The organism is Hymenobacter armeniacus (genome assembly GCF_014699055.1).
In the GTDB taxonomy this organism is placed as follows: domain Bacteria; phylum Bacteroidota; class Bacteroidia; order Cytophagales; family Hymenobacteraceae; genus Hymenobacter; species Hymenobacter armeniacus.
This window is the reverse complement of record NZ_JACXAC010000006.1, coordinates 67,304-92,127: the sequence shown is the minus strand read 5'-3', so window position 1 is coordinate 92,127 and position 24,824 is coordinate 67,304. Positions and strand designations below refer to the sequence as shown.

Sequence of the window (24,824 nt, the reverse complement as noted above, 5' to 3'; positions counted from 1 at the left end):
GGTATTAATAGTCAGAACGTCATGCTGCGCGCAGCATGACGTTCTGTGCAAAAGCAGAGGCTGCTACCCCCGCTTGCGGCCCTGCGTGAGCATGGCCACGGCCTCGCCGAGGCGCTTGGCGCGGGTTTCGGGCTTTTTGGCGCCTTCCAGCCAGCGCACGTACTCGCGCTGGTGGGTGTAGGCCAGCTTGTTGAAATAAGCGGCGGCTTTGGGGTTGGCGGCCAGCTGCTCGGCCAGGTCGGCGGGGGCTTCCATCTTGCGCTCGGTGGCGTCGCGCGTCAGGGTCACGCGCACGGTGTCGCCCACGGTTTTGTCGATGGCCTTGCGGATTTGCTTGAGCAGGAGCAGGGCGTGGTGGCCGTCGCCGAGGGGCACGGCGCTGCCCTGGTAGGGGTAGCCGTCGAAGGTGGCCTGCACCGGAATGCGGCCGCGCGTGCCGTACACTTCCGGCACCGAAAAGGGCAGCACCACAAACACGCCGCCGTGGTCTTCGCCGGCTTCTAAAACGGCTTCAAATTCGTGTTCGGGCTGCATGCGGGGGCTTTTGTTGAAGTGGCTAAAATGACGTCAGGCCACAAAGGAAACCAATTCGAGCCAAGCCGCCCGCGGAGCTTAGTCCGCAGCCACCTCGCGCAGCACGGCCTGCACGGCGGCCTCGTCGGCGGCCGGCACCACGCGCACTTCGCTGGCCTCGGCGCCGTGCCGCTGCTGCAGCTGTTGGCGCACCGCTTCGCTGGGCACCAGCACGAGGCGCGCCCGGCGCAGGGCCATGCGCTCCACTTCCAGCAGCCAGCCGCCTTCGTGGGGGCCAAAGTCGCTGGCCAGGCTTCCCGCGTACAGCACCAGCGGCAGCCGCGAGCGGTTGCGGATTTCAACCGCCGCCAGCCAAGCCGGCCAGTTGGGCGCGTAAATCACCTCGAAGTCGGTGCGGCCGTGCACCAGCTGCGCCGCCTGCCGGGCGTACTGAATCATGCGGAAATTCAGGCCGTCCGCTGCCGGCAGGCGAGCGGAAAGCCCCGCTTCGGGCGCCGCCGGAATCTGCGGGGCTGAGGCAGGATTTTCCACCGCCGGCTCCGCCGCCGCCACGTCCGCGGCCGGGGCTTCCAGGGTCAGGTTGTCTTCGGGGGCGGCCAAGTCGCCGGCTTCGGCGGCACCTATTTCTTCCCGCGGCTCGTCGAGGGCTTCGGCAAGGCGCGCGGTGGTGGGCTCTGAGTCGCTTGCCGCTTCCTCGTTCAGGTCCGGGGCCACGGCAGTCGGCACCGTTGCTTCCTCCGCTTGCGCGGGCGCGGGCGCGGCCAGCGGGCTGAAGCCAGCGGGCCAGCTCAACGCCGCCTGGGCCAGGTCGGCCGCTTCGCGCACGCTGGACGCCGGCACCAGCGGGGCCACTGGCTGCTGCACCGACGGCCCGGCCGGCGCGCTGGCCCCGACGTAGGGCGCGGCCGGCGCGGCCCAGCGCACGCGCTGCGGGGCGTTGGCGCCGGTGGGCCACTGGCTGCGGGCGGGGCCGGCCGACGCCGGGGCGGCGGTTTTGGGGGCGGGCAGCGCAGCGGGCAGCTGGGCAGAGCCCTCGGTGGAGCCGGCAGGGGCGGCCAGTTCGTCCAGCCCAACCAGCAGGGTGGTAAAGGCGGGCGTTTCTTCGCTCGCGGCGCTCATCAAGCGGCGCACGCCCACTGCTTCTGGCGCAGCCGTCTCTTCGGCCAGGATTTCCGGGGCTGCGAAAGCCGCGTCCGGTTCGGCCTCGGTCGTGGCTTGGGAAGCCGAGTGGGGCGGAGCGGCGTCGGCCGCTGGTGCGGCTGGCTCCTTGCCGGCAAGCGCTTCAGCTTCGGCGGGCAGGTGCGGGTACAGGGCCAGCACCGCCTGCTCGGCGGCGAGGTGGTAGACCAGCGGCAGGGTGGGGGGCAGGGCCGCTCCGCCGAGCACGGCCACGCTGGGGTCGGCATCGTCCCAGGCCAGCAGCAGAACGGAGAAATCGGACGGGGTCATGGCAGGCAAAAAGGGGCAAAAACGGGCCGGCGCAGGCTGCCGGGCGGGCGCGGCGCGCTATCAGTTGTCAATGCTACGCAAGCCAATTCATATATCGGCGAAAAATCTGCGCTGGCCGAAAATTTCGGCGGCAGCCAGCCCGGAAAAAGTAACTTGCGTACTTAGCCTTCACTCAACCGGCTTGGCCGGTCTTTTTTTGCCCGGCGGCGCCCGCGCGCTGCCGTTGTTTAGCCCCGCTTTTGTTTATGAATACCTCGATTCAGGAAAATAACTACATGGTGAACGACCTGGCGGCCAAAAGCCACCAGGAACATTACCCCGGCGAAGTCATTCGCTTCGACCAGCTCGACGACCACCGCTTCCTTTTCAATTGCCAAAACGGCGTGCGCCTGTTGCTGCACGTGCTGAGCGACAAAATTCTGCGCTTCCGCTACCTCACCGACGGGCCCCTCAACCCCGATTTCTCCTACGCCGTGCCCGCCGATGCCACCACGCGCCTGGCCCCGGCCCTGGTGGAATTCCGCGAAAAGCCCGACCACTACCGCCTCACCACGGCCCGCCTCATCTGCATCATTCAGAAGGAAACCCTGAAAACCCGCGTGCTCGACCGCTCGGGCACGGTGCTGAGCGACGACGAGAAGGGCTTCCACTGGGAGTACGACTACGACACCGGCAACGACATCGTGAAGATGAGCAAGCAGGTGCCGCCCGGCGTGCACTACTACGGCCTCGGCGATAAGCCCGACAACATGAACCTGCGCGGCAAGCGCTTCACCAACTGGGGCAGTGATACCTACGGCTACGTGAAGGGCTCCGACCCGCTCTACAAAAACATCCCGTTCTACCACGTGCTGCACCAGAAAATTGCCCACGGCATTTTCTTCGACAACACCTTCAAAGCCAGCTTCGACTTCGCGGCCGAGCGCGCCGACGTGACCAGCTTCTGGGCCCAGGGCGGCGAGCTGAACTACTACTTCATCTACGGCCCCACGCTGCTGGAAGTGACGCAGGAGTACACCCTGCTCACCTGCCCGCCCGAGCTGCCGCCGCTCTGGACGCTGGGCTACCACCAGTGCAAGTGGAGCTACTTCCCGGAGAGCAACGTGAAGGAAATCACGAGCGGGCTGCGGGATAGAAAAATTCCCTGCGACGCCATCTACCTGGATATAGACTACATGGAGGGCTACCGCTGCTTTACGTGGAGCAAGCAGCACTTCCCCGACCCCAAGCGCCTGGTGCAGGAGCTGGCCGACGACGGCTTCAAAATGGTCGTCATCATCGACCCCGGCATCAAGATTGACCCCGAGTATTCGGTGTACAAGGAAGGCATCGAAAACGACTACTTCTGCCGCCGCGCCGACGGCCCCCTGATGAAGGGCTCGGTGTGGCCGGGCCTCTGCAACTTCCCCGATTTTACGGCGCCGCGGGTGCGCACGTGGTGGGCGGGCTTGTTCAAGGAATTGATTCAGGACATCGGCGTGAAGGGCGTGTGGAACGACATGAACGAACCGGCCGTGTTCGAGAAAGGCACTTTCCCGCCCGACGTGCGCTTCGAATACGACGGCCACTGGGCCTCGCATCAGAAGGCCCACAACATCTACGGCATGCAGATGGCCCGCGCCACCAACGACGGCGTGAAGCAGTTCTGCTACCCCAACCGGCCCTTCACCATCACGCGCAGCACCTACAGCGGCGGCCAGCGTTACTCCTCCGGCTGGACCGGCGACAACATCGCCTCCTGGGAACACCTCTGGCTGGCCAACATCCAGTGCCAGCGCCTAAGCATCTCGGGCTTCAGCTTCATCGGCTCCGACATCGGCGGCTTCGTGGATACGCCCACCGGCGAGCTCTACGCCCGCTGGATTGCGCTGGGGGCCTTCCACCCGTTCTTCCGCACCCACAGCTCCGGCGACCATGGCGACCAGGAGCCCTGGAGCTTCGGCGACGAGGTGACCGACCTGGCCCGCCACTTCATCGAGCTGCGCTACCGCCTGCTGCCCTACATGTACACCACGTTCTGGCAGTACGCCACCCAGGGCACGCCCATGCTGCGTCCGCTCACCTTCTTGGACCAGCACGACACCGAAACCTACTTGCGTATGGCCGAATTCGGCCTCGGCGACAACCTGCTGGTCTGCCCCATCACCCAGCCCGGCGCCGAGGGCCGCTGGATGTACCTGCCCCGCGGTGACTGGTTCTACTACTGGACCGACGCGCCCACCAGCGGCGGCGCCGAAGTCTGGGCCACCGCCGACCTCACCCGCATCCCGCTCTTCGTGAAGGCCGGCGCCGTGCTGCCCATGCAGCCCGTGCTGCAATACGTGGGCGAGAGGGCCATCGAGCAACTCACCCTGCACGTGTACTACAAAAACGGCACTGCTGAGAGCGTGCACTACGACGACGGCGGCGAGGGCTACGCCTACCAGGACGGCCAGCGCACCGTGCGCCGCTTCACGGTGGCCGGTTCGCCGCAGGAGTTGGTGCTCACCCAAGCCATTGAGGGCAGCTACCAGCCCAGCTACGCCACCTACCGCGTGGTGCTGCACGGCCTGCCCGGCCCCCTCACCGCGCAAGCCGACGGCCAGGACGCCGAACTAACCACCGCCACCCTGGAAACCGGCCTCACCCTGCCCAGCGTCATCGCGCCCGTCGGCTTCGGCGAGGTGCGGGTGAGCGTGGCACCGGCGGCGGGAGAGAAGGCGGAAGTAGCGGCTTGATTTACCCTTCCTCAACTGAGGACTCTACCGCATACTTTTATGTCCATTGTTGCCCACACTGATTTCACGCTAGGAACGAAGGTCCTTATTTATAGTGCCGCTGTTGGGTTCGGGCTTTTGGCAGTTTGGGATGCGACTGATTCTTTGCGCACAAAAGACTTTGGGCATCTGTGTTTGATAACCATTCCTTTGTTCATCGCGTGCGTCGCAGGATTGGTATATGCTACGCGACACAAGTTGGTGCTCTCTGATGCGGAGCTTGTTCAATACGGCTTTCGCAAAAAGCACATTCAGCTTGAGCAAATCGAAAGCATCACTGAGAACCTGGGCGCATACATAGTTAAGTCGGCAAACAATTCCATTCGCATCACCACCGATTTGCAGAATAAGAACCGCTTTAAAGACCAATTAATCGCACAGATTCAAGAAGTAGACCTGTCCAAAAATTATTTGCCGGGTAATCGTTTGGCTGCGGAAGACCAACACAAGATTTTCGAACAGTTCCGGCACATGATAGATGTAGGCATTGAGACAGAAACACTATTTAAAGCAGACGCCACACTGTTTGAGCAACTGTCAGAGTCAGCTTACTATTTGGGATATGAACATTCGGTCCATTCCTTTTTAAATCGAGCTTATGATGTTGAAGGAACAGAATTGAATACTTTGCTCAAGCAGCGCACTGAAGAAGCCTACACTTCTGATTCCAGCATTTTCATTCTGCCTCACCACTTGGAGTGGTTGATATTGTGTCTTGGTAGCGGAGACATAATTGTAAAACCAGCCAGCGAATAAATGCCAGTGACGCGTTTCTTTGGCGGCAGTAGTTGCGGCAGTGCCCTTGGAAACGGGCGGGCGTGGGGCGCCGGCGGGGTGCGGGGGCGCCTGGGGGCGGTGTTGGTCGTTTAGATACATTTGCCTGATGAAAACGCTGCTACCCATTGCCTTATTCTGCTGTCTAACCGGCACGACAATGGGGCAGGCGCCCGCTTCCTTCCCCCTTGATAAGGCAACGCGCCGCATATGCTATACGGCGGTGGTGCCGGCTGCTGGCGTAAGCCAGGCGGATTTACGAGCCCGTGCCCGCGCTTGGGCAAGTGGCATTGCTCCTGCTAGTAGGCCGCCTATCGAGACCAGTGAGCTGGACACCGAAGTGGTTGCTGCCGATGGGTCGCAGCCTTTTGCATATACCTACGAAGCGGTGGAAAGTGGCACCCGCCCAGCCCGTCATTACACCATTAAGCTAGTGCTTCACTACACGACGAAGCTTTCGCTGCGGGAGGGCCGCTATCGGTACGAAATAACGACTTTTGTGATTGAGTATCCGATGGCTAAGCCACCGTCGCCCACTAGCCTGCCTGCCGAAGCCGATTTGATAGAAGCGCGGGCGCTCAACGAAAACGGCAGCAACAGCATAGCGGCCGAACGCAAAAGCTTTGCAGAGGCCGCTGCGAAGCTGCAAGCCCAGCTAAAACAGAGAATGAACACGCCCATTACGCCGGCTGAGGCGAAGCAGTAGGAGGCATTGCCGCTTTGCCAGCACGGCCTTGCCGTCCCTATACCCAAGTTCCATTGAGAACGGGGCTGGCGCGGGGAAGGAAAGCCAGCGACGCGAAAGCGCCGCGCGATGCCGGGAGCTGAATGCGAAACATGAGAAAGAATCACACTTCCGTAAAGGCTTTCTAGCGCCCACTGGCACGCGTGCGGTGCCGCTCAGCGCAGCTCCACGAAGAAGCAGGCGCCGGCGCCTTCCTCGCTCTCCACCCACACCTTGCCGCGGTGCAGCTGCACTATCTGCTTGGTGATGAACAGCCCCAGCCCGGTGCTGGCTTCGCCGCCCACGCCGGGGCGGGCCGAGGTGCTGAATTTCTCAAACAGCTCCTCCTGCAGCGCTTCCGGAATGCCGATGCCGGTGTCGCACACGCGCAGCAGCACCCGGCCCTGCTGCTCCTGCAGCCCCACCGTGACCCGGCCGCCGGCGGGGGTAAACTTCAGGGCATTGCTCACCAGGTTGTCGACCACCCGCCCGAAGACGTCGGCGTTCAGGTTGGCTTGCACGGCCTGGGCGGGCAGTTCCAGGGCCAAGTGCAGGCCTTTGTGCTGGGCCGCCAGCCGGTGGGCCGGCAGTCGCTCTTCCAAAAACGCGATGAGGTCGGTGGGCTGCTTTTTCAGCAGGTTGGCCTCCAGCGAGCCCAGGAAGAGGATGTCCTTCAGCAGCTTGTCGGCCTCGGTGCACGACCGGCGAATGAGGGCCAGGTAATGCGCCGTTTCCTGGGCCGCGGCCGTCGCGGAAGGCGCGTCCGACTGGCGCTGCAGCAGGTCGGTGAGCAGCTGGATGTGGGCAATGGGCGTTTTTAGGTCGTGCGTGACGAGGTGCAGAATCGTTTCCTGCGCGTCGTAGAGGCGCTTGAGCGACAGCTCCAGGGCCTTGCGGTCGCCGATGTCTTCGAGTTGCGTATAGCCCAGCTCCTCGGCACCGTCGGGAAACCGGATGGAGGTGACCTGGCACCAAAACGAGGAGCCGTCGGTGCGCACCAGGCAGGTTTCGAGGGTGAAGTGCGGCAGCTTGTGGCTCCACAGCCGTTCCTGCAGGAAGGCCCAGTCGGCGCGGTGGTCGGGGTGGGCAAACTCCTGGATGCGGTGCCCCACCAGGCTGCTCTCGTCGGCGAAGCCCAGCATGTTCACCACCGCCCGGTTGGCTTGCCGAATCACCAGGTCGGGGGTAATGATTTTCTGCCCGAACGGCGAATTGTCGAACACCGTGCGGAACCGGGCGTTGTGCCGCTCTTCGCTATCCGACTCGGCCTGGTGCGCCCGGGCCACCGCCTGGCCCGCCCGTAGGCACCGGTTTTCCTCCCGCAGGGCCTCAAGCTGCTGTTCGAGGGAAAGAGGGTTCTCAAGGGAAGGCGACATGGCGGAACACGAATGAAGGGCGCGGGCAGCGGCACCAAGGGCAAGGTACGCCTTCCCGGCGCGCCAGCTGGTCTGTATGGCAGCTATTGTCTTCACTAACAAAGCCCGCTATGGTCGGCCGGAAGCACACACAGGAGCATCTGCTAAGAAGCTTAGGGTGGCTAAGGTTCAGCTGCAGGCTTGCATTTTGAGGAGGAGAAACGCACGTCGACGCTGCTAAAAAAAGCGTACGTGCCCGGAACATGCCGACGCGAATGGACCATGGGTGGCGGAGTGGCCTCGCCGGTGGCGGGCTGTCGTTGCGTAATCCCGGCCCGGCGCCGTCTTTTGCAGCTCCACCTGCATCGCATCATGCCCGGCACCACCATCCAGTCCATCAGCCTCTACAAGCTGCTCGTGCCGCTCAAGGAGCCGTTTGTCATCTCCCTTGGCCCGCTGCTGGCGGTGCAGAACGTGGTGGTCGTCATGCGCACCGCCGATGGCCTCGTGGGCTACGGCGAGTGCAGCCCCTTCCTCACCATCAACGGCGAGAGCGTCGACACTTGCTTTGTGGTGGGCCAGTATTTTGCCCCCGCCCTCAAAGGCCGCGACGCCCTCGACCTGGCCGGCTGCCTGGCCGAGCTGGACCGCATCATCTACGGCAACAGCAGCATCAAAAGCGCCTTCGACATTGCCCTGCACGACATTGCGGCCCGGCACGCCGGCCTGCCGCTCTACGCCTTTCTGGGCGGCCACCGCCACAAGGCGCTGCACACCGACATGACTGTGAGCCTGGGCCCGCCCGAGAAGATGCAGGCCGACGCCGTGCGCTTTCAGCAGGAAGGCTTCCCGGCCATCAAGGTGAAGCTGGGCGGGCCTTTGCATGAAGACGTGGCCCGCATCCGGGCCATTCGGGCGGGCATCGGGCCCACGCACCCGCTGCGCATCGACGCCAATCAGGGCTGGCAAACGGCCGACAACGCCATTGCCGTGCTGCAGGCCTTGGGCGAGTTCAACATCGAGCACTGCGAAGAACCCATTCTGCGCCAGCATTTCATGGAGCTGAGCCGGGTGTCGGCCGCTTCGCCCATCCCCATCATGGCCGACGAAAGCTGCGGCGACGAGCACGACGCCGCGCGGCTCATCCAGCTGCAAGCCTGCCAGCTGCTGAACATCAAGCTGGGCAAGTCGTCGGGCTTCCACCGGGCCCGGAAGATTGCTCGGCTGGGAGAAGCCGCCGGCCTTACGCTGCAGGTGGGCGGCTTTCTGGAATCGCGCCTGGGCATGACGGCCGCCGCCCACCTGGCCCTGAGCAACCCCGCCATTCAGCACTGCGATTTCGACACCCCGCTCATGTTCACCGCCGACCCCGTGGAAGGCGGTTTCCGCTACGGCCCGGGCGGGCGCATCGACATGCCCACCGGCCCCGGCCTGGGCGCCACCATTGCCGAGGCGTGGCTGCGCCGGGCCGAACAAGTCCATTTCTGAGGCGCGGCCGTCAGCGCACCAGCTTGCGCGTGAGCAGCCCGTAGGGGGTATCGAGCCGCACGGAGTAAATGCCCGCCGGCAGCTCGCTCAGGTCGAGCGCGCGCTCGGGGGCGCCGGGCCGGGGCGCGGGCGTTTCGCGGCGCACGAGGCGGCCCGTGGCGTCGAACACGCTGAGCGGGGCCGCCAGCAGGGCCGCGTCGGGGCTGCTGAGGCGGTAGCGGCCGTCGGGGCTGGGGTTGGGCGCAATGCTGAGTTGGGCGGCCAGGGCGGCGTCGCGGGTGGCGGTGGCCGTGCCGGTGAAGGAGATGTCGTCGATGCGCAGCACCGAGCCCGCCGTCACGGTGCGCGCCTGGCCGGAGTAAAACACCATGAACACGGAGTCGGGGGCCAGGCCCGAGGAGTACTGCAGGGGCACCGTGGCCAGGGTGTAGCTGCTGGCCAGCGCCCTAAAGTCGTAGGCGCCGCCCGCCACCACCGTCGTGGTGCCGTTTAGGCGGCGGGTGAGCAGCACCACCATGGCGGCCGAGTCGGACAGGGCCTGGCTGCCCTGCAGCTGGTAGTAAAACTGCAGGTTGCGCGGCCGCGCCGTAAACGGCACGCCGCCCGGCAGGCCGGCGCTGGTGCGCAGGGTGCTGCCCAAAATCAGCAGGCCCGGGAAAGACGCCCCGCCCGGCAGGCTCACGGTTTGGAGCTGAGCGGCGTAGGGCGCGCTGTTGGCCGTGGTGGTCTTGGCCACGGCCCCCGTGCTGAAGAAGCCGCCCAGCAGGTCGTCGGTCGTCAGCCAGCCGGTGGGCGTTTCTACCCCATTGCGCGTGGCCCAGGTGCTGAAGTTGCCGTTGGGAACGGTCTGGGCCGTGGCGGGGGCGGCCAGGGCCAGCCCAATGCCGGCCAGCCCGGCGCGTAGGGCGAGAAGTAAGGTTTTCATCGTGATAGTAGGGAAAGAAGTGAACAGGGGACCAGCAGCAGCGCAGCGCGGACAGGTTGCCGACAGGCGTCTCGCGTAGCTAATATAGTAAAATATGTTTTCTTGTTGATTTAAGCGCCGGGCGTCTACTGCCTGCCGCGGCACGTCTATCTTCACGCCATGGCGATTTGGCAGAATCTTGTGCGGGGGCTGTGGCTGGGCGGAAGCTTGCTGGCAAGCGCAGGGCCGGCGGCCGCGCAGCTTCGGCCCAACCCGCTGCGGCAGGTGCTGCGCCACGACACCGCGGGGCTGGGCCGCGTGCTGGCCCGCCCCGGCACGTACCGGCTGCAAATCCTCTACACCCGCATCCGGCGCGCCCCCGATGGGACGCCACACTTCCGCCGCTACGGCTACCGCGTGCGGCCCCGCCAGTATTTCTACCCCGCCAGCACCGTGAAGCTGGCCGCGGCCGCCCTGGCACTGGAGAAGCTGCGGCAGCTGGCAACCCACTACCCCGGCCTCGGCCCGGAATCCGTCATGCTGACGGACTCGGCCTTTGCCGGCCAAACGCGGGTGCTGCGCGACAGCAGCAGCGCCAGCGGCCGCCCCACGCTGGCCAACTACGTGCGCAAGGCCTTGCTGGTGAGCGACAACGATGCCTTCAATCGGCTGTATGAGTTTGTGGGCCCGGCCGAGCTCAACGCCGGGCTGGCCCGCCTGGGGCTGCGCCACAGCCGCCTGCGGCACCGCCTCTCGGTGGGCGACCAAGAGCCCGGCAGCCGCCACACCAACCCCGTGGCGTTCTACGCCGATACGGCCGCCACGCAGCTGCTCTACCGGCAGCCGGCGGGCTTTTTTGAGGGCCCGTGGCCGCGGCTTCACCTGCGGGGCGAAAGCATTGGGCAGGGCCACGTGCAGGGCACGCAGGTGGTACCGGGGCCCCTCGATTTCAGCCAGAAAAATGCCTTTTCGTTGCCCGACCTGCAGCGCCTGCTGCAACTCGTGTTGTTTCCGGAAAGCGTGCCGGCCGCTCAGCGCCTGCGCCTCGCGCCCGCCGACTACGCCCTGCTGCGCCAAGCCCTCTCGCAACTGCCCCGCGAAAGCACCTCCCCGCGCTACGATGCCGTGCATTACCCCGACACCTACGCCAAGTTTTTGCTGGGCGGGGGCGGCACCGTGCCGCTGCCACCGGGCGTGCGCGTCTACAACAAAATCGGGCAGGCCTACGGCTTCCTCATCGACAACGCCTACGTCGAAGACCCCGCGCACGGGGTAGAATTTCTGCTCAGCGCGGTGCTCTACGTGAACGCCGACGGTGTGCTGAACGACGACAAGTACGAGTACGACGCCGTGGGTTTTCCCTTCCTGAGGGACCTGGGCCGGCGCGTATACGAGGCCGAGCTGCGCCGAAAGCGGTAGAGCGGCGTATTCGCGCCTCTACAAAAACCGGGCTTGCAGCTCCGGCGTGGGCAGCAGGCAGCTTTCCTGCCGGCCAAACCAGCGGTAGCGGTTGCGCGCCACGAAGCGGTAGAGAGCGTCGCGGAAGGCGCGGGGAAGCAGCTGGCCCACGGCAGCCAGGCGCCAGACGCCGCCCAGGCCGCGCGCAATGCGCAGCACGGCATCGGAGTGGGAATACAAGCGCCCCTGGCTGAGCAGGAGCACCGATTCGGGGTCGATGGACGCGCTGGCTGCTATGGCATGAGACGCCAGCAGGGCGCGGCCTGCGTCGCTTTGCAGGGCGGCGAAGCGGTAGCGGCCGGCCGGGTCGTGGCGAATGATGAACTGCACGAAGCCGTGGCACAGGTTGCACACGCCGTCGAAGAAAATGGTGTCGGGGGCCACGGGGGCGGGCATGGGCGGGCAGGAGAGGGGCGCGTGTACTAACGGGGCGGCGGGTGGGAGGTTGGCGACGGCGGCCGGCGGCCGAGGCGGGGCTCCGTATTTGTTCTGACAAAAAATACGGATTTATTTATCGGTTAGGGCCTCAGCTTGGCCGTACAGCTAAGCAAACCAAATCCTTACCGTCATGTTCACCCCAAAAACGGTTTCCCCTTAGCCGCGCGGGCCCTGAGCACTGCCCTACTCGGCGCCTGCCAATCCGAGACCACCGAGGAAAACTCGACCACAACCACCAGCTCCGTCCCCAGCACCATGAGCAGCGACTTGGTCAGTGGCGGTTCGGGCTCCGACGGCGGCATGGGCACCTCCGGCAGTGTGGGCAGCACGAGCGGGCCGACCACGCGCTAGGGCACTTTCCGGCATTTCTTTCTTTTTCTGCAAGGCGAAAGGGCGCGTCGTTCCGTATGACAGCCTTTTCGCCTTGTTGATTTTCTTCCCGGCGCTTGCCGGCCTACTCTATGGATGAAGCCCCCGCTGGCTTTTGGGGCGTGCTCCGGCGCCCGTTCGTGCTCGATTTGCGGGCGTTGGCGCTGCTGCGCATGGCCACGGCCGCCGTGCTATTGGTCGACCTAGCCATCCGCAGCACCGACCTCGAAGCCCACTACGCCAACCTGGGCGTGTTGCCCGTGTCCGCGCTCATGGAGCGCGCCTGGACGCCCTACCAATTCTCGCTGCACGCCGCCACCGGCCTGTGGCAGTTGGAGGCCCTGCTGTTTCTCGTGGCGGCCGTGGTGGCCGGCGCCTTGCTGCTGGGCTACCACACGCGGCTGGCCACAGTGGCTTCGTGGGTGCTGCTGGTGTCGCTGCAAAACCGCAACACCCTCATTGGCCAGGGCGGCGACGACCTGCTGCGCATGCTGCTGTTCTGGGGCATTTTTCTGCCGTGGGGCCGCGTGTGGTCCCGCGACGCCCGCCACCAGCCTGCGCCCGCGCGCCTCTCGTATTTCAGCGCCGCCACCGTGGCCTACGTGGTGCAGCTGGCCCTGCTGTACTGGTGCACGGCCCTGCTCAAAAACGGCACCGAGTGGACCCGCGACGGCACCGCGCTCTACTACGCTTTCAGCCTCGACCAGCTGCTGCTGCCCGGCGGCCGCTTGCTCTACCCATACCCCGGGTTGCTGCGCGTCCTCACGTTCGGGGCCTATTTCACCGAGCTCTTGCTGCCGTTTGCCCTGTTCATTCCGGTGGGGGTGCGCTGGTGGCGGCTGCTGGTGGTGGGGGTGCTGTTTTTCTTTCACCTCACCATCAGCGTCACGCTGTTCGTGGGCCTGTTTTTTCTGATAAACTGGGCGTCCGTTCTGGGCCTGCTGCCGCCGGTGGCGCTCGACTGGCTGGAGCGGCGCCTGGGGCCGGTGCTGGGCCGCCTGGGGCCGCGCGTGCAGCGCTGGCGCTACTGGCTGCCCGCCTGGCAAGCCCCCTGGCGCCTGCGCCTCGAGCGCACTGCGCCGCCCACCGAGCAGGACCAGTACCTGGCCCGCCGCGCCCGCGACCTTTTTGTGGCTCTGGTGCTCACCTACATCTGCCTTTGGAACCTGCACGACGTGGCCTTGCTGCGGCCCGCCAGGGGCATTTTCCCCGATAGGCTGCGCTGGTTCGGCTACCTGTTGCGCGTCGACCAGCACTGGGGCATGTTTGCGCCCACCGTCTTCAAAGACGATGGCTGGTACATCTTCGAGGGCACCACCGCCAGCGGCAGCGTGCTGGACCTCAACCGCGCCGGCGTCCCGGTGAACTACGCCAAGCCGGCCGCTGTGGTGTCGCTTTTTAAAAACGACCGATGGCGCAAATATTCGGAAAACTACCTCTTCGTCGACAACGCCTGGATGCGGCCTTATTACTGCAACTACCTGCTGCGCATTTGGCACGAAAACCCGGCCCATCCGCCGCTGCGCCATCTATCGGTGGTGTACATGAAAGAAGTGTCTTTGCCCGGCTACCAAGTGGCCAAGCCCGTGCGGGAAGTGCTGTGCGACTGCGAGTTGCCCGCGCAGCCTGCGCCCCCGGTGTCGCTGCGCAACTAGGAAATACGTATTTATATCGCAAGAATACGGGTAAATCGCGCCGCCAATGCCCGTATAGCCATAGAGCCAACCGGCACCTTTCCTTTCTTTCCACATTTCCATTGCCCCATGAAACGTAAATGGCTTACTGGGCTGACCGGCGCATTCCTGTGCTCGTCGCTCGTCCTTTTCAGCGCCTGCTCCACTTCCGAAAACGCGGGCTCGACCAGCGGCACCACCTCGGGCAGCACGTCCGGCTCCACGGGCACTACCACCTACGGCTCCACTTCGGGTAGCACCACGGGTTCCACCACGGGCACTGCCAACCCGGGCACCAGCACGTCGGGCACCACCAGCGGCACCACATCGGGTACTACCACGTCGGGCACTACCACGTCTGGTACCACCACGTCGGGCACCACTACCTGATAACGAAACGGTTATTAGCCAAAAAAGCCGCACTCTTTGCTGAGTGCGGCTTTTTTGTTGCTGGGCGGCTCAGGCCCACTGCTTGAGGTACTGAAACACCTCCGGGTGCGTGAGCAGGCCGCCGTGGTGCTGCTGGCTGAACACGGCCGTGCGCACGCTGGCGCCCTCGGGCAGGGCCGCCTCATCGCCGAACGTGGCGTGGCCGCGGGCACTGCCCTGGCCCACCAGCCCGTCGCCGAAGTACTCACGCAGCGCCGAGGGGCGCGTGGAGCGCAGCCACGCGCCCATCAAAATGTGGTAGCGCACGCCCGGCAGCGGCGGCACGGGGGTGCGCGGCGGCGTCAGGTCGTTGGCGTGGGCGTCCTGCCAGTCCTCGTCTACCAGAATGGAGTAGCGCAGGTCCTTGATGCCGTTGCTGCGCTGGTTGAGGGCCTTGCTGAAAAAACGCGTGGGAAACAGGTTGATGCGCTCCAGCAGCCGCGCGGTGAAGTGCGAATTCTGTTCCAGCCACGAGCCGTCGTTGGGCGTGCCAAGGAGGAAAACCGACCGCAAGTGCGCCAGCCAGGGCTCCGGCTCCAGAATGGGATGGTCGGCGATGCTGCCGGTATTCATGCCGGCGTGCAGCGCTTCGCTAAAGCCTTTCAGGCGGCCCACGCCGCTGCCGTAGTGCCCCGCCGAGCGAATGATGAGCCCGCCCATGCTGTGGCCCACCAGCACCAGTTCGCCCACGGCGTCGGGGTAGGTGGTCACCAGCTCGGTGAGCAGGCGGCTGAGCTCGCGGCCGTTTTCGGAGAGGTGCAGGCCCGAGTTGAAGCGCACGTAGAGGGAGCGGCAGTGCGTTTCCTCGGCCAGGCGCGGGCCGAAGCGCCGGCTGCCGGGCGCGTCCTGAAAGCCGGTTTGCCAGATGAGCTCGTCGCCCATCAGGCCGTGCACAAACACCACGGTTTTCTGCTGGGGCTCGGTGAGGCGCAGGTCGGCCACGGGCACGTCCTCGCCGCCCCGCCGAAAGCTCATTTGGATGGCGCGGCGGTCGAAGCGGGCCGCCAGCTGGTCGCCGAGCGCGCCGTTGAGCACCGGGAGGAAGAAATGCTGGTGCGCCCGGCCCGAGCGAATGAGGTAGCCAGCGCCTTGCACGGGCAGCAGGGCGGCGCGCCCCACCGCCCCAAGGGCCCGGCGGAAGCGGGAAGGCTGGTTGGCATCGGAAGCGGCCATGATGGAAAAGCAGCACAAGAGGCGGCACGCGCCGTGCCCGAAAGTAACGCCCGCGGCGGCTTTGGGTTGGCCTTCCGCCCGAAATCCCCGTACTTTGTGTGTCCAATCCCAAGACCTACTTCATGAAGCTTTCTTCTCGTCCTGCCCTGGCCTTGCTGCTGGGCACCGCTTTGGCCGCCACGCTTTCGTCCTGCGACTACCGCTGGAGCCCCGGCGAAAACCCGCAATTCAAACACGGTTTCACCAAAGCTCCCGGCTGGCACAATTGGGACGTGAACCGCGACAGCATCAACTACAAGCAGGAGGCTCCGGCCGCTGGGGGCGTGGGCTCGGCCGCCGCCATTGCCAACGGCACCGTGCAGGACCAGCTCAACTCGGCCCCGGCCGGCAAGAGTGCCGCCTCGCCGCAGTCGGCCAGCGGCACCATGGCCACGCCCGACAAGTCGACGAACGGCAACGGCAACACCAACGACCAGCAGCAGCCCAAGTAATTTTTTTAGCTCGGCTTTGAGAGCCCGCTACCCATTGGGTGGCGGGCTTTTTGCGTTTGGTGCAAGCACGACGGTAGGCCCTGCCGGCCCGGCAGTGCCCCGAAGAAAAGTCAACCCGCTCGTTGGTGGCGGCCGTAGTAGCAAGGAGCCCGGCGCGGCCGGAACCGCTTCGCCGCGGGCTGCTCATTATTCCTGCTTCACCTTTCTACACCGCCTATGCTTTCCAACGATGCCACCCGGGCCAACACGCCCGCTTTCACCGCCGTAGTGCCCGGCCTGAGCGTGCTGCGCGACGTGTTTGTGAACCTGTACTACGCTTTCCCACAAGACCAGCCGCAGGGCCCCTGGGTGCTGATTGATGGCGGCCTGCCGGGCTCGGCCGACAAGATTCGCAAACAGGCCGAAGCGCTGTTCGGGCCCGACACGCCGCCCGCCGCCATCCTGCTCACCCACGGGCATTTCGACCACGTGGGCGCCCTCGACGGCCTGCTGGCCGCTTGGCCCGACGTGCCCGTGTACGCCCACCCGCTGGAGCTGCCCTACCTCACCGGCAAGTCGAGCTTTCCGCCGCCCGACCCCACCGTGGGCCGCGGCATGATGGCCTACCTGTCGTTTGCCTACCCCAAGCACGCCTACGATTTCGGCTCGCGCGTGCAGGCCCTGCCCGCCGATGGCCGCATGCCCGGCCTGCCGGGCTGGCGCTGGGTGCACACGCCGGGGCACACGTTCGGGCACGTGTCGTTCTTCCGCGAGCACGACAAGGTGCTGGTGGCCGGCGATGCCTTCACCACGGTTTTTGCCGAGTCGGGTACCAGCACTTTCACCCAAAAGCAGGAAGTGCACGGCCCGCCGGCCTACTTCACGCCCGACTGGGATGCCGCCCGCGACTCGATGGCGCTGCTGGCGCGCATGGAGCCCGAAGTGGCCGCCACCGGCCACGGCATTCCCATGCACGGCGAGGAGCTGCGTCGCCAATTGGCCGACTTCGTGCCGCAGTTCGACGCGCTGGCCCGCCCCAAAGTGGGCCGCTACGCCAAAGTGCCCGCCCGCGCCGATGGCAGCGGCGTGACCTCGGTGCCGCCGCCCCTGGTGCAGCCCTGGCTGAAAATCCTGGCCGTGGCAGGCCTTGCCATTGGCGGGGTGGCCCTGGCCACGGCCGGCAATGGCAAAAAGAAGCGCAAAAAAGGCAAGCACGGCCGCGCGAAGAAATCGGATTCGCCCAGCAAGACCATGCAGCGCACTGCCGATGGCTCGTACCGGGCCTGGTACCGCGACCACCCGGCCGAATTTGCGGAGCCCGGGCACGGCGGCTCGAATGTGCAAAGCCACCTGACCGACGACACGGCACCCGCGCACCGCGGCGACCAGCGCTACACCGACTCCTGGGCCCGAAAAATCGAAACGCAGTATCCGTAGCCAATGCTGCTGGCAAAAAAAGGCCTGTTTCCAACGAGGGAACAGGCCTTTTGCTTTTTGTTGATTTCTAGCCTGATAGCAATGCCATCGGGCCTGAGGCTACTCAGGCTTTGGGAACTGGCCCGGGCGGGCGTAGCCAAAGCGCACGGGCGGCTGCACGGCATGGTAGCCATCGAGGCCGGAGATGCAAGCCGCGGCCAGCGCCACCAGGTCCAGGGTGCCGTCGTCGCGCAGGCCTTCGTCCTGCAGGTAAACGTGTTCCACGGCACCCACCAGCAGCACGGTGCCGTTGCTGATGGCGTGCTCTTCGAGCAGCCGCAGGCCGATGCTCAGCGGGCTTTCGGCCACGTAGGGCGCCGGAAAGTCGTCCCGAAAAGCGGCCGTAAAGCCGCACTCATCGAACTCCGAAACCGTGTCGGGAAAATTGGCGGAGGTGTAGTGCGCGGGCGCGGCCAGGGCCACCGGCACGTGGTTGAGGGTGAAGCAGCCGGTGGCTTTGAGGTTGGCGTAGGTGTGGCGCGGCACGGTGGTGGGGCGCGTCACGATGCCGAGCAGGGCGGGGTCGGAGCCCAGGTGCAGGGCCGAGCTGAACACGGCCAGGTTGGTGGCGCCGTCGGGTGCGGCCGTGCCCACCAGGTTGGCGGGTTTGAAGCCGGGCAGGCCGTTGACGAGGTTGAGGCGGTAAATCTTGTCGAAAGCCTGGATGTCGGCGGCGGTGAGGTGGCGCATGGGAGGGGCGTGAAGCTGGATAATGGCACAGCGAGGCAATGACCAGCTTATTCCCCTAATTGTTCAGCCCGTTTTCAATGTACTGCCGGGCCCGTCGTGCGGTCGAGGCACAGGCGGTTGTACTGGCTGTGCAAAATCAGCGCAAATAGGAACAGGCCGTACACCAGCTGCGTGCCCACGGTGGCCCATTGTTCCAGCAGGCTGCTGCCGAACACTAGGGCCGTCATCAGCAGCATGGCCGCCGCCAGCGCCGGCCGGGTAAACAACCCGATAATCAAAAGCAGGCCGATGGCGCCTTCTGCAAACGGCAGCACGGCCACGAAGGGCCGCACCAGCAGCTCGGGCAGCAGCGAATTGGCAAACTGCTTCACCATGCCCGCCTGAAAGGCGGCCAGCTTGGGCAGCCGCACCAGAAAGTGGGTCAGAAAGGCCACGCCCATCAGCAGGCGGCCCAGCACGAAGGCCAGTTCAGCGTTGGTCAGGTTCATGAGCGGCAAGGGGGAAGTGGCAGCCGAGTAGCATAACGAAATTGACCGGGCGCCGGCTTATTGCTGGTGCAAAAAATCCCGCACCGCCCGGAAATACGCGTCGGGCACTTCGCGGTAGGCCGTGTGCGAGGCGTTTTCCAGCACCACCAGCTGCGAGTGCGGCGTACGCTGTTGGAAATAAGCCGTGGAGGCGGGCGTGGCTTCGTCGTAGCGCCCGCAGAGGTAGAGCACCGGCAGGGTGAGACTGTTGAGCGACGACACCCGCGAATAGTGCTTCATGTTGCCGGTGGAGGTGGTTTCGTTCTTGCCCCACATGGTTTCGTAAGCCTGCTTGCCGCCGCCTTTTTGCCAGGTGAGCACCTTCGGCTTGTTGCGGTACACGTGCAGGCTGTAGTAGTAATCCACCGCCTGCTGGTACTTGCGCCGGCTGGCCGAGTCGGTAGCGTTTTCCAGCCTAAAGGCCTCGCGCTGGGCCGGGGGCAGCTCGGCCACGTAGCGCTGGGCGTCCGAAATCCAGCGCTTGGTGTCCAGCCACGGGCTCGACTCGATGAGGCTGACGACCTGCGGCGGTTTCTTGGTAAGCACGTATTCCGTGGCCAGCGTGGTGCCCCAGGAGTGGCCCAGCAGGTGCAGCCTGGGGTAGCCCAGGGCGCGCACCACGGCGTCTAGTTCCTCCACGTAGCGGCCCAGTGTCCACAGGCTGGGGTTGTCGGGCCGGTCCGACTTGCCGCAGCCCAGCTGGTCGTAGAGTATCACCGGCCGCTCATCGGCCAGGGCCGTGAAATTGCCGAAGGCGCCGCTGCCCGAGCCCGGCCCGCCGTGCAGCACCAGCAGCGGCACGCCCGGCTTGTCGGCGCCCAACACTTGGTACCACACCTTGCCGCCCGGCACCGCGACGTAGCCCTCTTTGGTGTTCGATTGCGCGTGCAGCGTCAGGGCCAGCAGCCAGAAGGCCAGCACGGCCAGCAGGTGACGGTCAAGTCCAGGTTTTGTCATGGCTCGGTGCTACTGCTTCGTTATCGTTCCAGCTTGAAGCCGGGCTCGCGGGCGGGTGGGGCCGTGCGGTTGGCCACGGCCCAGCCGGTGAGGTACATCCACTGGGTCATGCGGGTGAGCTTGGGGTAATCGATGCGGCTGGGCTCGTCGCGCGGGGTGTGGTAGTCTACGTGCAGCACCGAGGTGTACATCACTGCCGGAATGCCCAGGCGGGCGTAGGGCAGGTGGTCGGAGCGGAAATACCAGCCCTCGGGGTGGGTGGCCTTGTCCCACTCGGTGTCGAGCTTGAATTTGGGGCCCGCCTGGTTGGCCGCCAGGGCCGTTTTCACCAGGTCCGACGAGTTGAGGTGGGGCGCAATGGAGCCCAGCAGGGCGGCGCTGTCGGGCGCGTTGCGGCCCATCATCTCCGCGTTCAGCACGGCCACAATGGACGACGGCGGCACCGTGGGCTTGGCCGAATAGTAGCGCGAGCCCAGCAGGCCCCGCTCCTCGGCGCCGTGAAACACGAACAGGGCCGTGCGCCGCGCCGGCTGCTTTTTGAAGGCCCGCATGATGGCCAGCAGGGCCGCGCAGCCGGTGGCGTTGTCGTCGGCGCCGTTGTAGATGGAGTCGCCGGCCACCGGGGCGCGCACGCCGTCGTGGTCCTGGTGGGTGCTGAACAGCACGTTTTCCTTCCGCAATTGGGCATCGGTGCCGGGCACGGTGGCCACAATGTTCACCGAGGGGTACAGGAAGCTCTCCACTTTCAAATCCACCACCAGCTGCTGGCCGGCTTGCTGCACCCAGTCTTTGGCACTTTCGGGCAGCAGGAGCAGGGGCGGGGTGTCCACCACTTTGGTGTTGGGGTCGCCGGGCAGGCCGTAGCGGCCCCGCTCGTAAATGTGGCCCCAGTGCTCGTAAATGGCCTGGGCGCGAGCATCGGCCACAAACACCACGGCCGCGGCGCCCGCCTTCAGCAGCTCCGCCGATTTCGTGTTCATGGTCAGCGTCAGGAAGCGGCGGAAGCTCAAATCGGCCGGCACCGTGCCCGAAAACAGCACCGCCACGGCCTTGCCCTTGATGTCGACTTTGGCCAGCTCGGCGGCCGTGCCGGTGCCCACGTACACCAGCGGCGCCGTCACGGCATAGTTGGTGGGGGCAAACACGAGGGCGTCCGCGTTCGGCTTCAGCTGGTGCGTGCCGATGCTGAGCTTGCTGGCTTTGGTGAGGCGCGTGCGCTGCAGATGAAACCACTGAAAATACGTGCCGTCGTCGCCCGCCGGCTGCAGGCCAATGGCCCGAATCTGGTCGGCCAGCCACACGGAGGCCTTCAGCTCATCGAGCGTACCGCCCTCCCGGCCCCGGTAATGGTCGCCGGCCAGCGCGTACAAATCGCGCTTGATGTCGGCTTCGCGGATGGCGCTCTCGGCGTTGGCAGGCTTGGCGGCGGGTTTTGCGGTTGGCTTTTTCTGGGCGGATGCGGCAAAGGGCGCGGCCGCCAACATTCCGGCCAACAGCCAGCCCGTAGTGGTTCGGACAATTGAATTCATGTGGGCTAAAGAGAAAGCAATGGATGATGTTTCAAATGGGAAAGGGGTTTACTTGCTCGGAATGGCATCGGAAGCAGTTCCAGGCGCCAAGTACAGGTCGAGCCATTCTACCCACAGCCGGTTCCATTCGGCGCTGCGCACGGGGTCGGCGGGCACGTGGGCGGCAATGGGGAAGGCCACGAAGCGCACCGGCACGCCGTTGTCGCGCAGGGCGTGGTAAAACTTGTAGGCATTGGCAATGGGCACCCGAAAGTCGTGCACGTTGTGCAAAATGAGCGTGGGCGTGTGCCAGCGCCTAGCCCGCGACAGCGGCGACTGTGCCTGGTAGCGCTCCAGGTTATCCGCGCTGAGCCAGGGCGAAGGACCGTAGTGCCCGGCATTGGCCACGTTGTTGTCGCTCAGGTTGTAGCTGTCCAGTAGGTCGACCACGGCCGAGGCCGCCACCGCGCAACGCCAGCGACGCGACTCACCCATGAGCCAAGCCGTCATAAATCCGCCGTAGGACGCGCCGCTCAGGGCAATGCGGCTGGTGTCGACCCAGCCGCGCTTTTCGAGCGCGGCGATTCCCGCCAGCACGTCGCGCCCCGGCCCGGCGCCGACATCTTCCCTGATGGCCCGCTGAAAGGCGTAGCCCAGGTTGTCGCTGCCCCGGTAGTTGGGCTGAAACACCACGTAGCCGCGCGCCGCCACCGCCTGCCCCAGCCCATAAAACGCCAGCCGCGAGGCGTTGGACGGCCCGCCGTGCATCATCAGCACCAGCGGGTACTTGCGGGCGGGGTCAAAATCGGGCGGGTAGGTCAGGATGCCGTCGGGGCGCAGGTTGTCGGAGGTCCACTCCACGGCTTCCATGCGGCCCAGGGCCAGGGCCGCGGTTTCGTGGTTGAAATCGGTGAGGCGGCGCGGGCTGGCCGTGGGCGAGGCCAGGTAGTACAGCTCGGCCGGGCGGCCGGGCTCGTTGGCCGTCAGGGCCAAGGCGTTGCGGCGGCCCACGGCCATTTCCACCCAGTAGCTGCCGTTGGGCGACACCGCGCCCAGGGGCAGCCGCCGGCTTTTGCCGTCCAGCCCCAGCTGCCAGATGGCCACGGTGGCCGCGTCGTTGCCGCCCACAAACAGGCTTTTGCTGTCGGGGCTCCACAAGGCGCGCTGCAGGTTGCGGTCGAGGCCGCGGCACACATGCCGCGCGGCACCTCCCGCGGCGGGCACCACGTCAAATTCCAGCGACTCATAATACGGCGCCTCGCGCGGCGTCTGGTAGCTAATCCAACGCCCGTCGGGCGAGTAGGCCGGCAGGTCGACGCGGTGCGGGGAGCCGGGCAGCTCCCGTACCGCGCCCGTGCCCACGTCCAGCATATACACCCGGGTTTCCTGGTCGCCGGTTTGGGCACTGGGGCGCAGCACGCACACCAGCGTGCGGCCGTCGGGCGCCCAGGCAAACGGGGCTGAGGAGTCGTCGGGAAGGCTGAGGGGGCCGGCGGTGAGGCGCCGGGCGGGGCCGCCGCTGGCCGGCACCAGCCACAGGTGGTCGGGCGCGGGCGGGGCCGTGAGCGTCGCGCTGCCGTTGCCCACTTCAAAGCTGTCGTTGCCACGAGCGATTTCAGCCGCTTTGGTAGGCGCATCGGCGGCCGAGTAGGCGAGGGTTTGCCCGTCTGGGCTCCAGCTGTAGAGCTGCACGTTTTCAACCGCGTTGGTCAGCTGGCGGGCTTCGCCGGAGGCAAGGGATTGAATAAATAGCTGCGTGTGCGCGTCTTTGCCCGTGCCGGCGCGGGCCAGAAAGGCTACCCGGTTGCCGGCGGGGGCCCAGCGCGGCTGCTTCACGGTGGGGCGGCCGGCCACCAGCACGCGCCGCTGGCCGGTGGCCACGTCTACCAGCACTACCTCGGCCTCGTTGCGATTGGTGGCGGGGTTGGGGCGCGACACAACGACGAGAATCTGCCGGCCGTCGGGCGAAAGCTGCGGGTCGCCCACGTTCACCAGACGGCCGATGTCGGCCAAGGCAAAAGGGCGTTGAGCAAGGGCCGCCGGCACGCCCGCGCCCCACCACAACAGGCCCAAGAGCCACCAGCAATTCCGCAACCGACGTTTCATGACCGGAAGTAACAACTCAGCTCGCCAACTGCGGCTCGGCGGCGGGGGCCACGTACGTCTTTTGGGGCAGCCGCGCCGCCACCAGCGCAAACAGCGTCACGTTCACGGCCATCAGGCCCACCGAAAACCAGTAGAAGTTGGCGCCGTGCAGCCCGGCCAGCCACCCGCCCCGCGCAATGCTGCCGTTGAGCAGGCTCAGGCCAAAGTTGGCGGCCGCAATGGTAAGCACCCACAGCGCCGTGGTGAGGCTTTTGAAGGCCTTGGGCGCGTGGGTGTAGGCGTACTCCAGGCCCGTGATGGCCACCATGATGACGCCACCCACCAGCACGCAGTAGGCCAGTATCTGCCACCACGCCGAGGGGTGGCCGCCGGCATCGACGCGCAGCTGCACCACGCCGATGATTACCACCGCCAGCGCTGCAATGACCATGCCCGCGCCCATGCGCCGCAGCGGCGTCACGCGCACGCCGCGCCGCTGCAGGGCCGGGTAGAGGCCGTAGGTCAGCAGCGGGTTCAGCCCAATGCCGAACACGATGCCCGAGAGCTGAATCTGCTCGGCCAGCGGCCGGAAGCCCGGCCACAGCTCCCGGTTGAGGTGCGTGGCCTGCAGCACCCATTCCGAGGAGCTTTGCTCGTTCAGCATCCAGAGCACCGGCACGAAAATGAACACGGCCCCGATGCGCCGCAGGGCCGCCCGGCCCTCGCCGGGGCCCAGCGTTTGGCGCAGGCCGGCGCGCAGGCCGGTGGGCGGCACGCGCACGTAGCGCCGGCGGCCCAGCCAGAAAGTGAGCGCGGCGGTGGCCATCAGCAGGCCCGGCACGCCAAAGGCCACCGCCGGGCCGTAGTGGGCGTAGAGCAGCGGCGTGACCACCGTGGCCAGGGCCGCGCCCACGTCGATGGACATCTGAAACCAGCCGAAAGCCTTGGGCAGCAGCCCGGCGTTGGCCTGGGTAAACTGGTCGCCGAGGTTGGCCGTCACGCTCGACTTGATGCCGCCCATGCCCACGGCCACCACCAGCAGCCCCAGCCGGAAGCCGCTCAGGTCGTCGTGAAAAGCGGCCAGCAGGGCGTGCCCGCCGCAGTACAGCAGGGAGAGGTAGAGGATGACGCGGTACTTGCCCAGCACCCAGTCGGCCAGCAGGGCGCCCACCACCGGCAGGGCGTAGCCCAGCGCCGCAAAGGAGTGCACCAGGGCGTTGGCCTGCGCCTCGGCCCCGGGCGTGAGCGCGCCCTGCTGCGTGGGGTTGAAAAACTGCGCCACCAGAAACGTGGGCAGGATGGTGAGCATGCCGTAGTAGCTGAACCGCTCGGCCACCTCGCTGCCGATGATGAACGGCAGGGCGCGGGGAAAGCGGGCCGTGTCAGAAGACGAGGGAGAAGCAACCATACGGCGGGACTGGAAACTAACCGGAAAAACAAAAGAAAGTCATGCTGAGCGGAGCCGAAGCATCTCTACCTCAATACTAACCAAAAGCAATGGATTAGTTACGCGGTAGAGGTGCTTCGGCTCCGCTCAGCATGACGTTCTTCGGTTGAGAGCTAATGCCGGTTTCCTTAGCCCTTCGC

Annotated in this window: 22 protein-coding genes; 10 read left to right on the top strand and 12 right to left on the bottom strand. The window is 65.8% G+C overall.

Features of this window, described 5'->3' with window-relative positions; translation table 11 throughout:
• Positions 1-63: 63 nt before the first annotated feature.
• Both IC234_RS17830 and IC234_RS17825 read right to left on the bottom strand, forming a co-directional pair.
• The gene (locus IC234_RS17830; protein WP_190927314.1) at positions 64-534 is read right to left on the bottom strand and encodes a YdeI/OmpD-associated family protein; all 471 of its coding nucleotides are present in this window, start codon (positions 532-534) and stop codon (positions 64-66) included.
• A gap of 78 nt (positions 535-612) precedes the next feature.
• Positions 613-1,983 carry a glycosyltransferase gene (locus IC234_RS17825; RefSeq protein WP_190927313.1) on the bottom strand — a complete coding sequence of 457 codons (1,371 nt, stop codon included), beginning with the start codon at positions 1,981-1,983 and terminating at the stop codon, positions 613-615.
• Between IC234_RS17825 and IC234_RS17820 the strand changes: the two genes are divergently transcribed.
• From IC234_RS17820 to IC234_RS17805, 4 genes are all read left to right on the top strand, one after another.
• The gene (locus tag IC234_RS17820; protein ID WP_190927312.1) at positions 1,982-2,254 is read left to right on the top strand and encodes a hypothetical protein; all 273 of its coding nucleotides are present in this window, start codon (positions 1,982-1,984) and stop codon (positions 2,252-2,254) included. The two genes, IC234_RS17825 and IC234_RS17820, sit on opposite strands and share 2 nt — an antisense overlap.
• On the top strand, positions 2,229-4,700 hold the full coding sequence (locus IC234_RS17815) for a glycoside hydrolase family 31 protein (RefSeq protein WP_223827765.1): 2,472 nt from the start codon (positions 2,229-2,231) through the stop codon (positions 4,698-4,700). Before IC234_RS17820 ends, IC234_RS17815 begins: the two co-directional genes overlap by 26 nt.
• Before the next feature lie 39 nt (positions 4,701-4,739).
• Positions 4,740-5,495, top strand: coding sequence for a hypothetical protein (locus IC234_RS17810; RefSeq protein WP_190927311.1), 756 nt, complete (start codon positions 4,740-4,742; stop codon positions 5,493-5,495).
• 127 nt (positions 5,496-5,622) lie between these two features.
• A complete protein-coding gene (locus IC234_RS17805; RefSeq protein WP_190927310.1) occupies positions 5,623-6,219 on the top strand; it encodes a hypothetical protein in 597 nt (198 codons plus the stop codon).
• A 194-nt stretch (positions 6,220-6,413) separates the two neighbouring features.
• On the opposite strand, the gene IC234_RS17800 is transcribed toward IC234_RS17805, so the two are convergent.
• Positions 6,414-7,613 carry a PAS domain-containing sensor histidine kinase gene (locus IC234_RS17800; RefSeq protein ID WP_190927309.1) on the bottom strand — a complete coding sequence of 400 codons (1,200 nt, stop codon included), beginning with the start codon at positions 7,611-7,613 and terminating at the stop codon, positions 6,414-6,416.
• 351 nt (positions 7,614-7,964) lie between these two features.
• Between IC234_RS17800 and IC234_RS17795 the strand changes: the two genes are divergently transcribed.
• Positions 7,965-9,080, top strand: coding sequence for a mandelate racemase/muconate lactonizing enzyme family protein (locus IC234_RS17795; RefSeq protein WP_190927308.1), 1,116 nt, complete (start codon positions 7,965-7,967; stop codon positions 9,078-9,080).
• Between the two features lie 10 nt (positions 9,081-9,090).
• Here the strand turns inward: IC234_RS17795 and IC234_RS17790 are convergent, their stop codons facing one another.
• Positions 9,091-10,005, bottom strand: coding sequence for a T9SS type A sorting domain-containing protein (locus IC234_RS17790; RefSeq protein ID WP_190927306.1), 915 nt, complete (start codon positions 10,003-10,005; stop codon positions 9,091-9,093).
• A 159-nt stretch (positions 10,006-10,164) separates the two neighbouring features.
• Between IC234_RS17790 and IC234_RS17785 the strand changes: the two genes are divergently transcribed.
• On the top strand, positions 10,165-11,403 hold the full coding sequence (locus IC234_RS17785) for a serine hydrolase (protein ID WP_190927304.1): 1,239 nt from the start codon (positions 10,165-10,167) through the stop codon (positions 11,401-11,403).
• 18 nt (positions 11,404-11,421) lie between these two features.
• Here the strand turns inward: IC234_RS17785 and IC234_RS17780 are convergent, their stop codons facing one another.
• Positions 11,422-11,838 (bottom strand): thiol-disulfide oxidoreductase DCC family protein, encoded by a 417-nt coding sequence (locus IC234_RS17780; RefSeq protein WP_190927302.1) that lies wholly within the window; start codon positions 11,836-11,838, stop codon positions 11,422-11,424.
• Between the two features lie 503 nt (positions 11,839-12,341).
• On the opposite strand from IC234_RS17780, the gene IC234_RS17775 reads away from it, so the two are divergent.
• Entirely contained in the window at positions 12,342-13,904 is a 1,563-nt protein-coding gene (locus IC234_RS17775) for an HTTM domain-containing protein (protein ID WP_190927300.1), read from the top strand.
• Positions 13,905-14,012: 108 nt separating this feature from the next.
• Positions 14,013-14,312 (top strand): hypothetical protein, encoded by a 300-nt coding sequence (locus IC234_RS17770; protein ID WP_190927298.1) that lies wholly within the window; start codon positions 14,013-14,015, stop codon positions 14,310-14,312.
• Positions 14,313-14,381: 69 nt separating this feature from the next.
• Here the strand turns inward: IC234_RS17770 and IC234_RS17765 are convergent, their stop codons facing one another.
• Positions 14,382-15,524 (bottom strand): esterase/lipase family protein, encoded by a 1,143-nt coding sequence (locus tag IC234_RS17765; protein ID WP_190927296.1) that lies wholly within the window; start codon positions 15,522-15,524, stop codon positions 14,382-14,384.
• 122 nt (positions 15,525-15,646) lie between these two features.
• Between IC234_RS17765 and IC234_RS17760 the strand changes: the two genes are divergently transcribed.
• Both IC234_RS17760 and IC234_RS17755 read left to right on the top strand, forming a co-directional pair.
• On the top strand, positions 15,647-16,015 hold the full coding sequence (locus tag IC234_RS17760) for a hypothetical protein (protein ID WP_190927294.1): 369 nt from the start codon (positions 15,647-15,649) through the stop codon (positions 16,013-16,015).
• 216 nt (positions 16,016-16,231) lie between these two features.
• A complete protein-coding gene (locus IC234_RS17755; RefSeq protein ID WP_190927292.1) occupies positions 16,232-17,431 on the top strand; it encodes an MBL fold metallo-hydrolase in 1,200 nt (399 codons plus the stop codon).
• 99 nt (positions 17,432-17,530) lie between these two features.
• On the opposite strand, the gene IC234_RS17750 is transcribed toward IC234_RS17755, so the two are convergent.
• From IC234_RS17750 to IC234_RS17725, 6 genes are all read right to left on the bottom strand, one after another.
• Positions 17,531-18,160, bottom strand: a complete 630-nt coding sequence (locus tag IC234_RS17750) for a flavin reductase family protein (RefSeq protein WP_190927290.1) — start codon at positions 18,158-18,160, stop codon at positions 17,531-17,533.
• Between the two features lie 74 nt (positions 18,161-18,234).
• Entirely contained in the window at positions 18,235-18,648 is a 414-nt protein-coding gene (locus IC234_RS17745) for a MauE/DoxX family redox-associated membrane protein (RefSeq protein ID WP_190927288.1), read from the bottom strand.
• A 57-nt stretch (positions 18,649-18,705) separates the two neighbouring features.
• Positions 18,706-19,644 carry a proline iminopeptidase-family hydrolase gene (locus tag IC234_RS17740; RefSeq protein ID WP_190927286.1) on the bottom strand — a complete coding sequence of 313 codons (939 nt, stop codon included), beginning with the start codon at positions 19,642-19,644 and terminating at the stop codon, positions 18,706-18,708.
• Between the two features lie 20 nt (positions 19,645-19,664).
• Positions 19,665-21,128, bottom strand: coding sequence for a M28 family peptidase (locus IC234_RS17735; RefSeq protein WP_394354894.1), 1,464 nt, complete (start codon positions 21,126-21,128; stop codon positions 19,665-19,667).
• 93 nt (positions 21,129-21,221) lie between these two features.
• Positions 21,222-23,258, bottom strand: a complete 2,037-nt coding sequence (locus IC234_RS17730) for a S9 family peptidase (protein WP_190927282.1) — start codon at positions 23,256-23,258, stop codon at positions 21,222-21,224.
• Positions 23,259-23,274: 16 nt separating this feature from the next.
• Positions 23,275-24,645, bottom strand: coding sequence for a POT-type proton-dependent oligopeptide transporter (locus IC234_RS17725; RefSeq protein WP_190927280.1), 1,371 nt, complete (start codon positions 24,643-24,645; stop codon positions 23,275-23,277).
• Between the last annotated feature and the right edge of the window lie 179 nt (positions 24,646-24,824).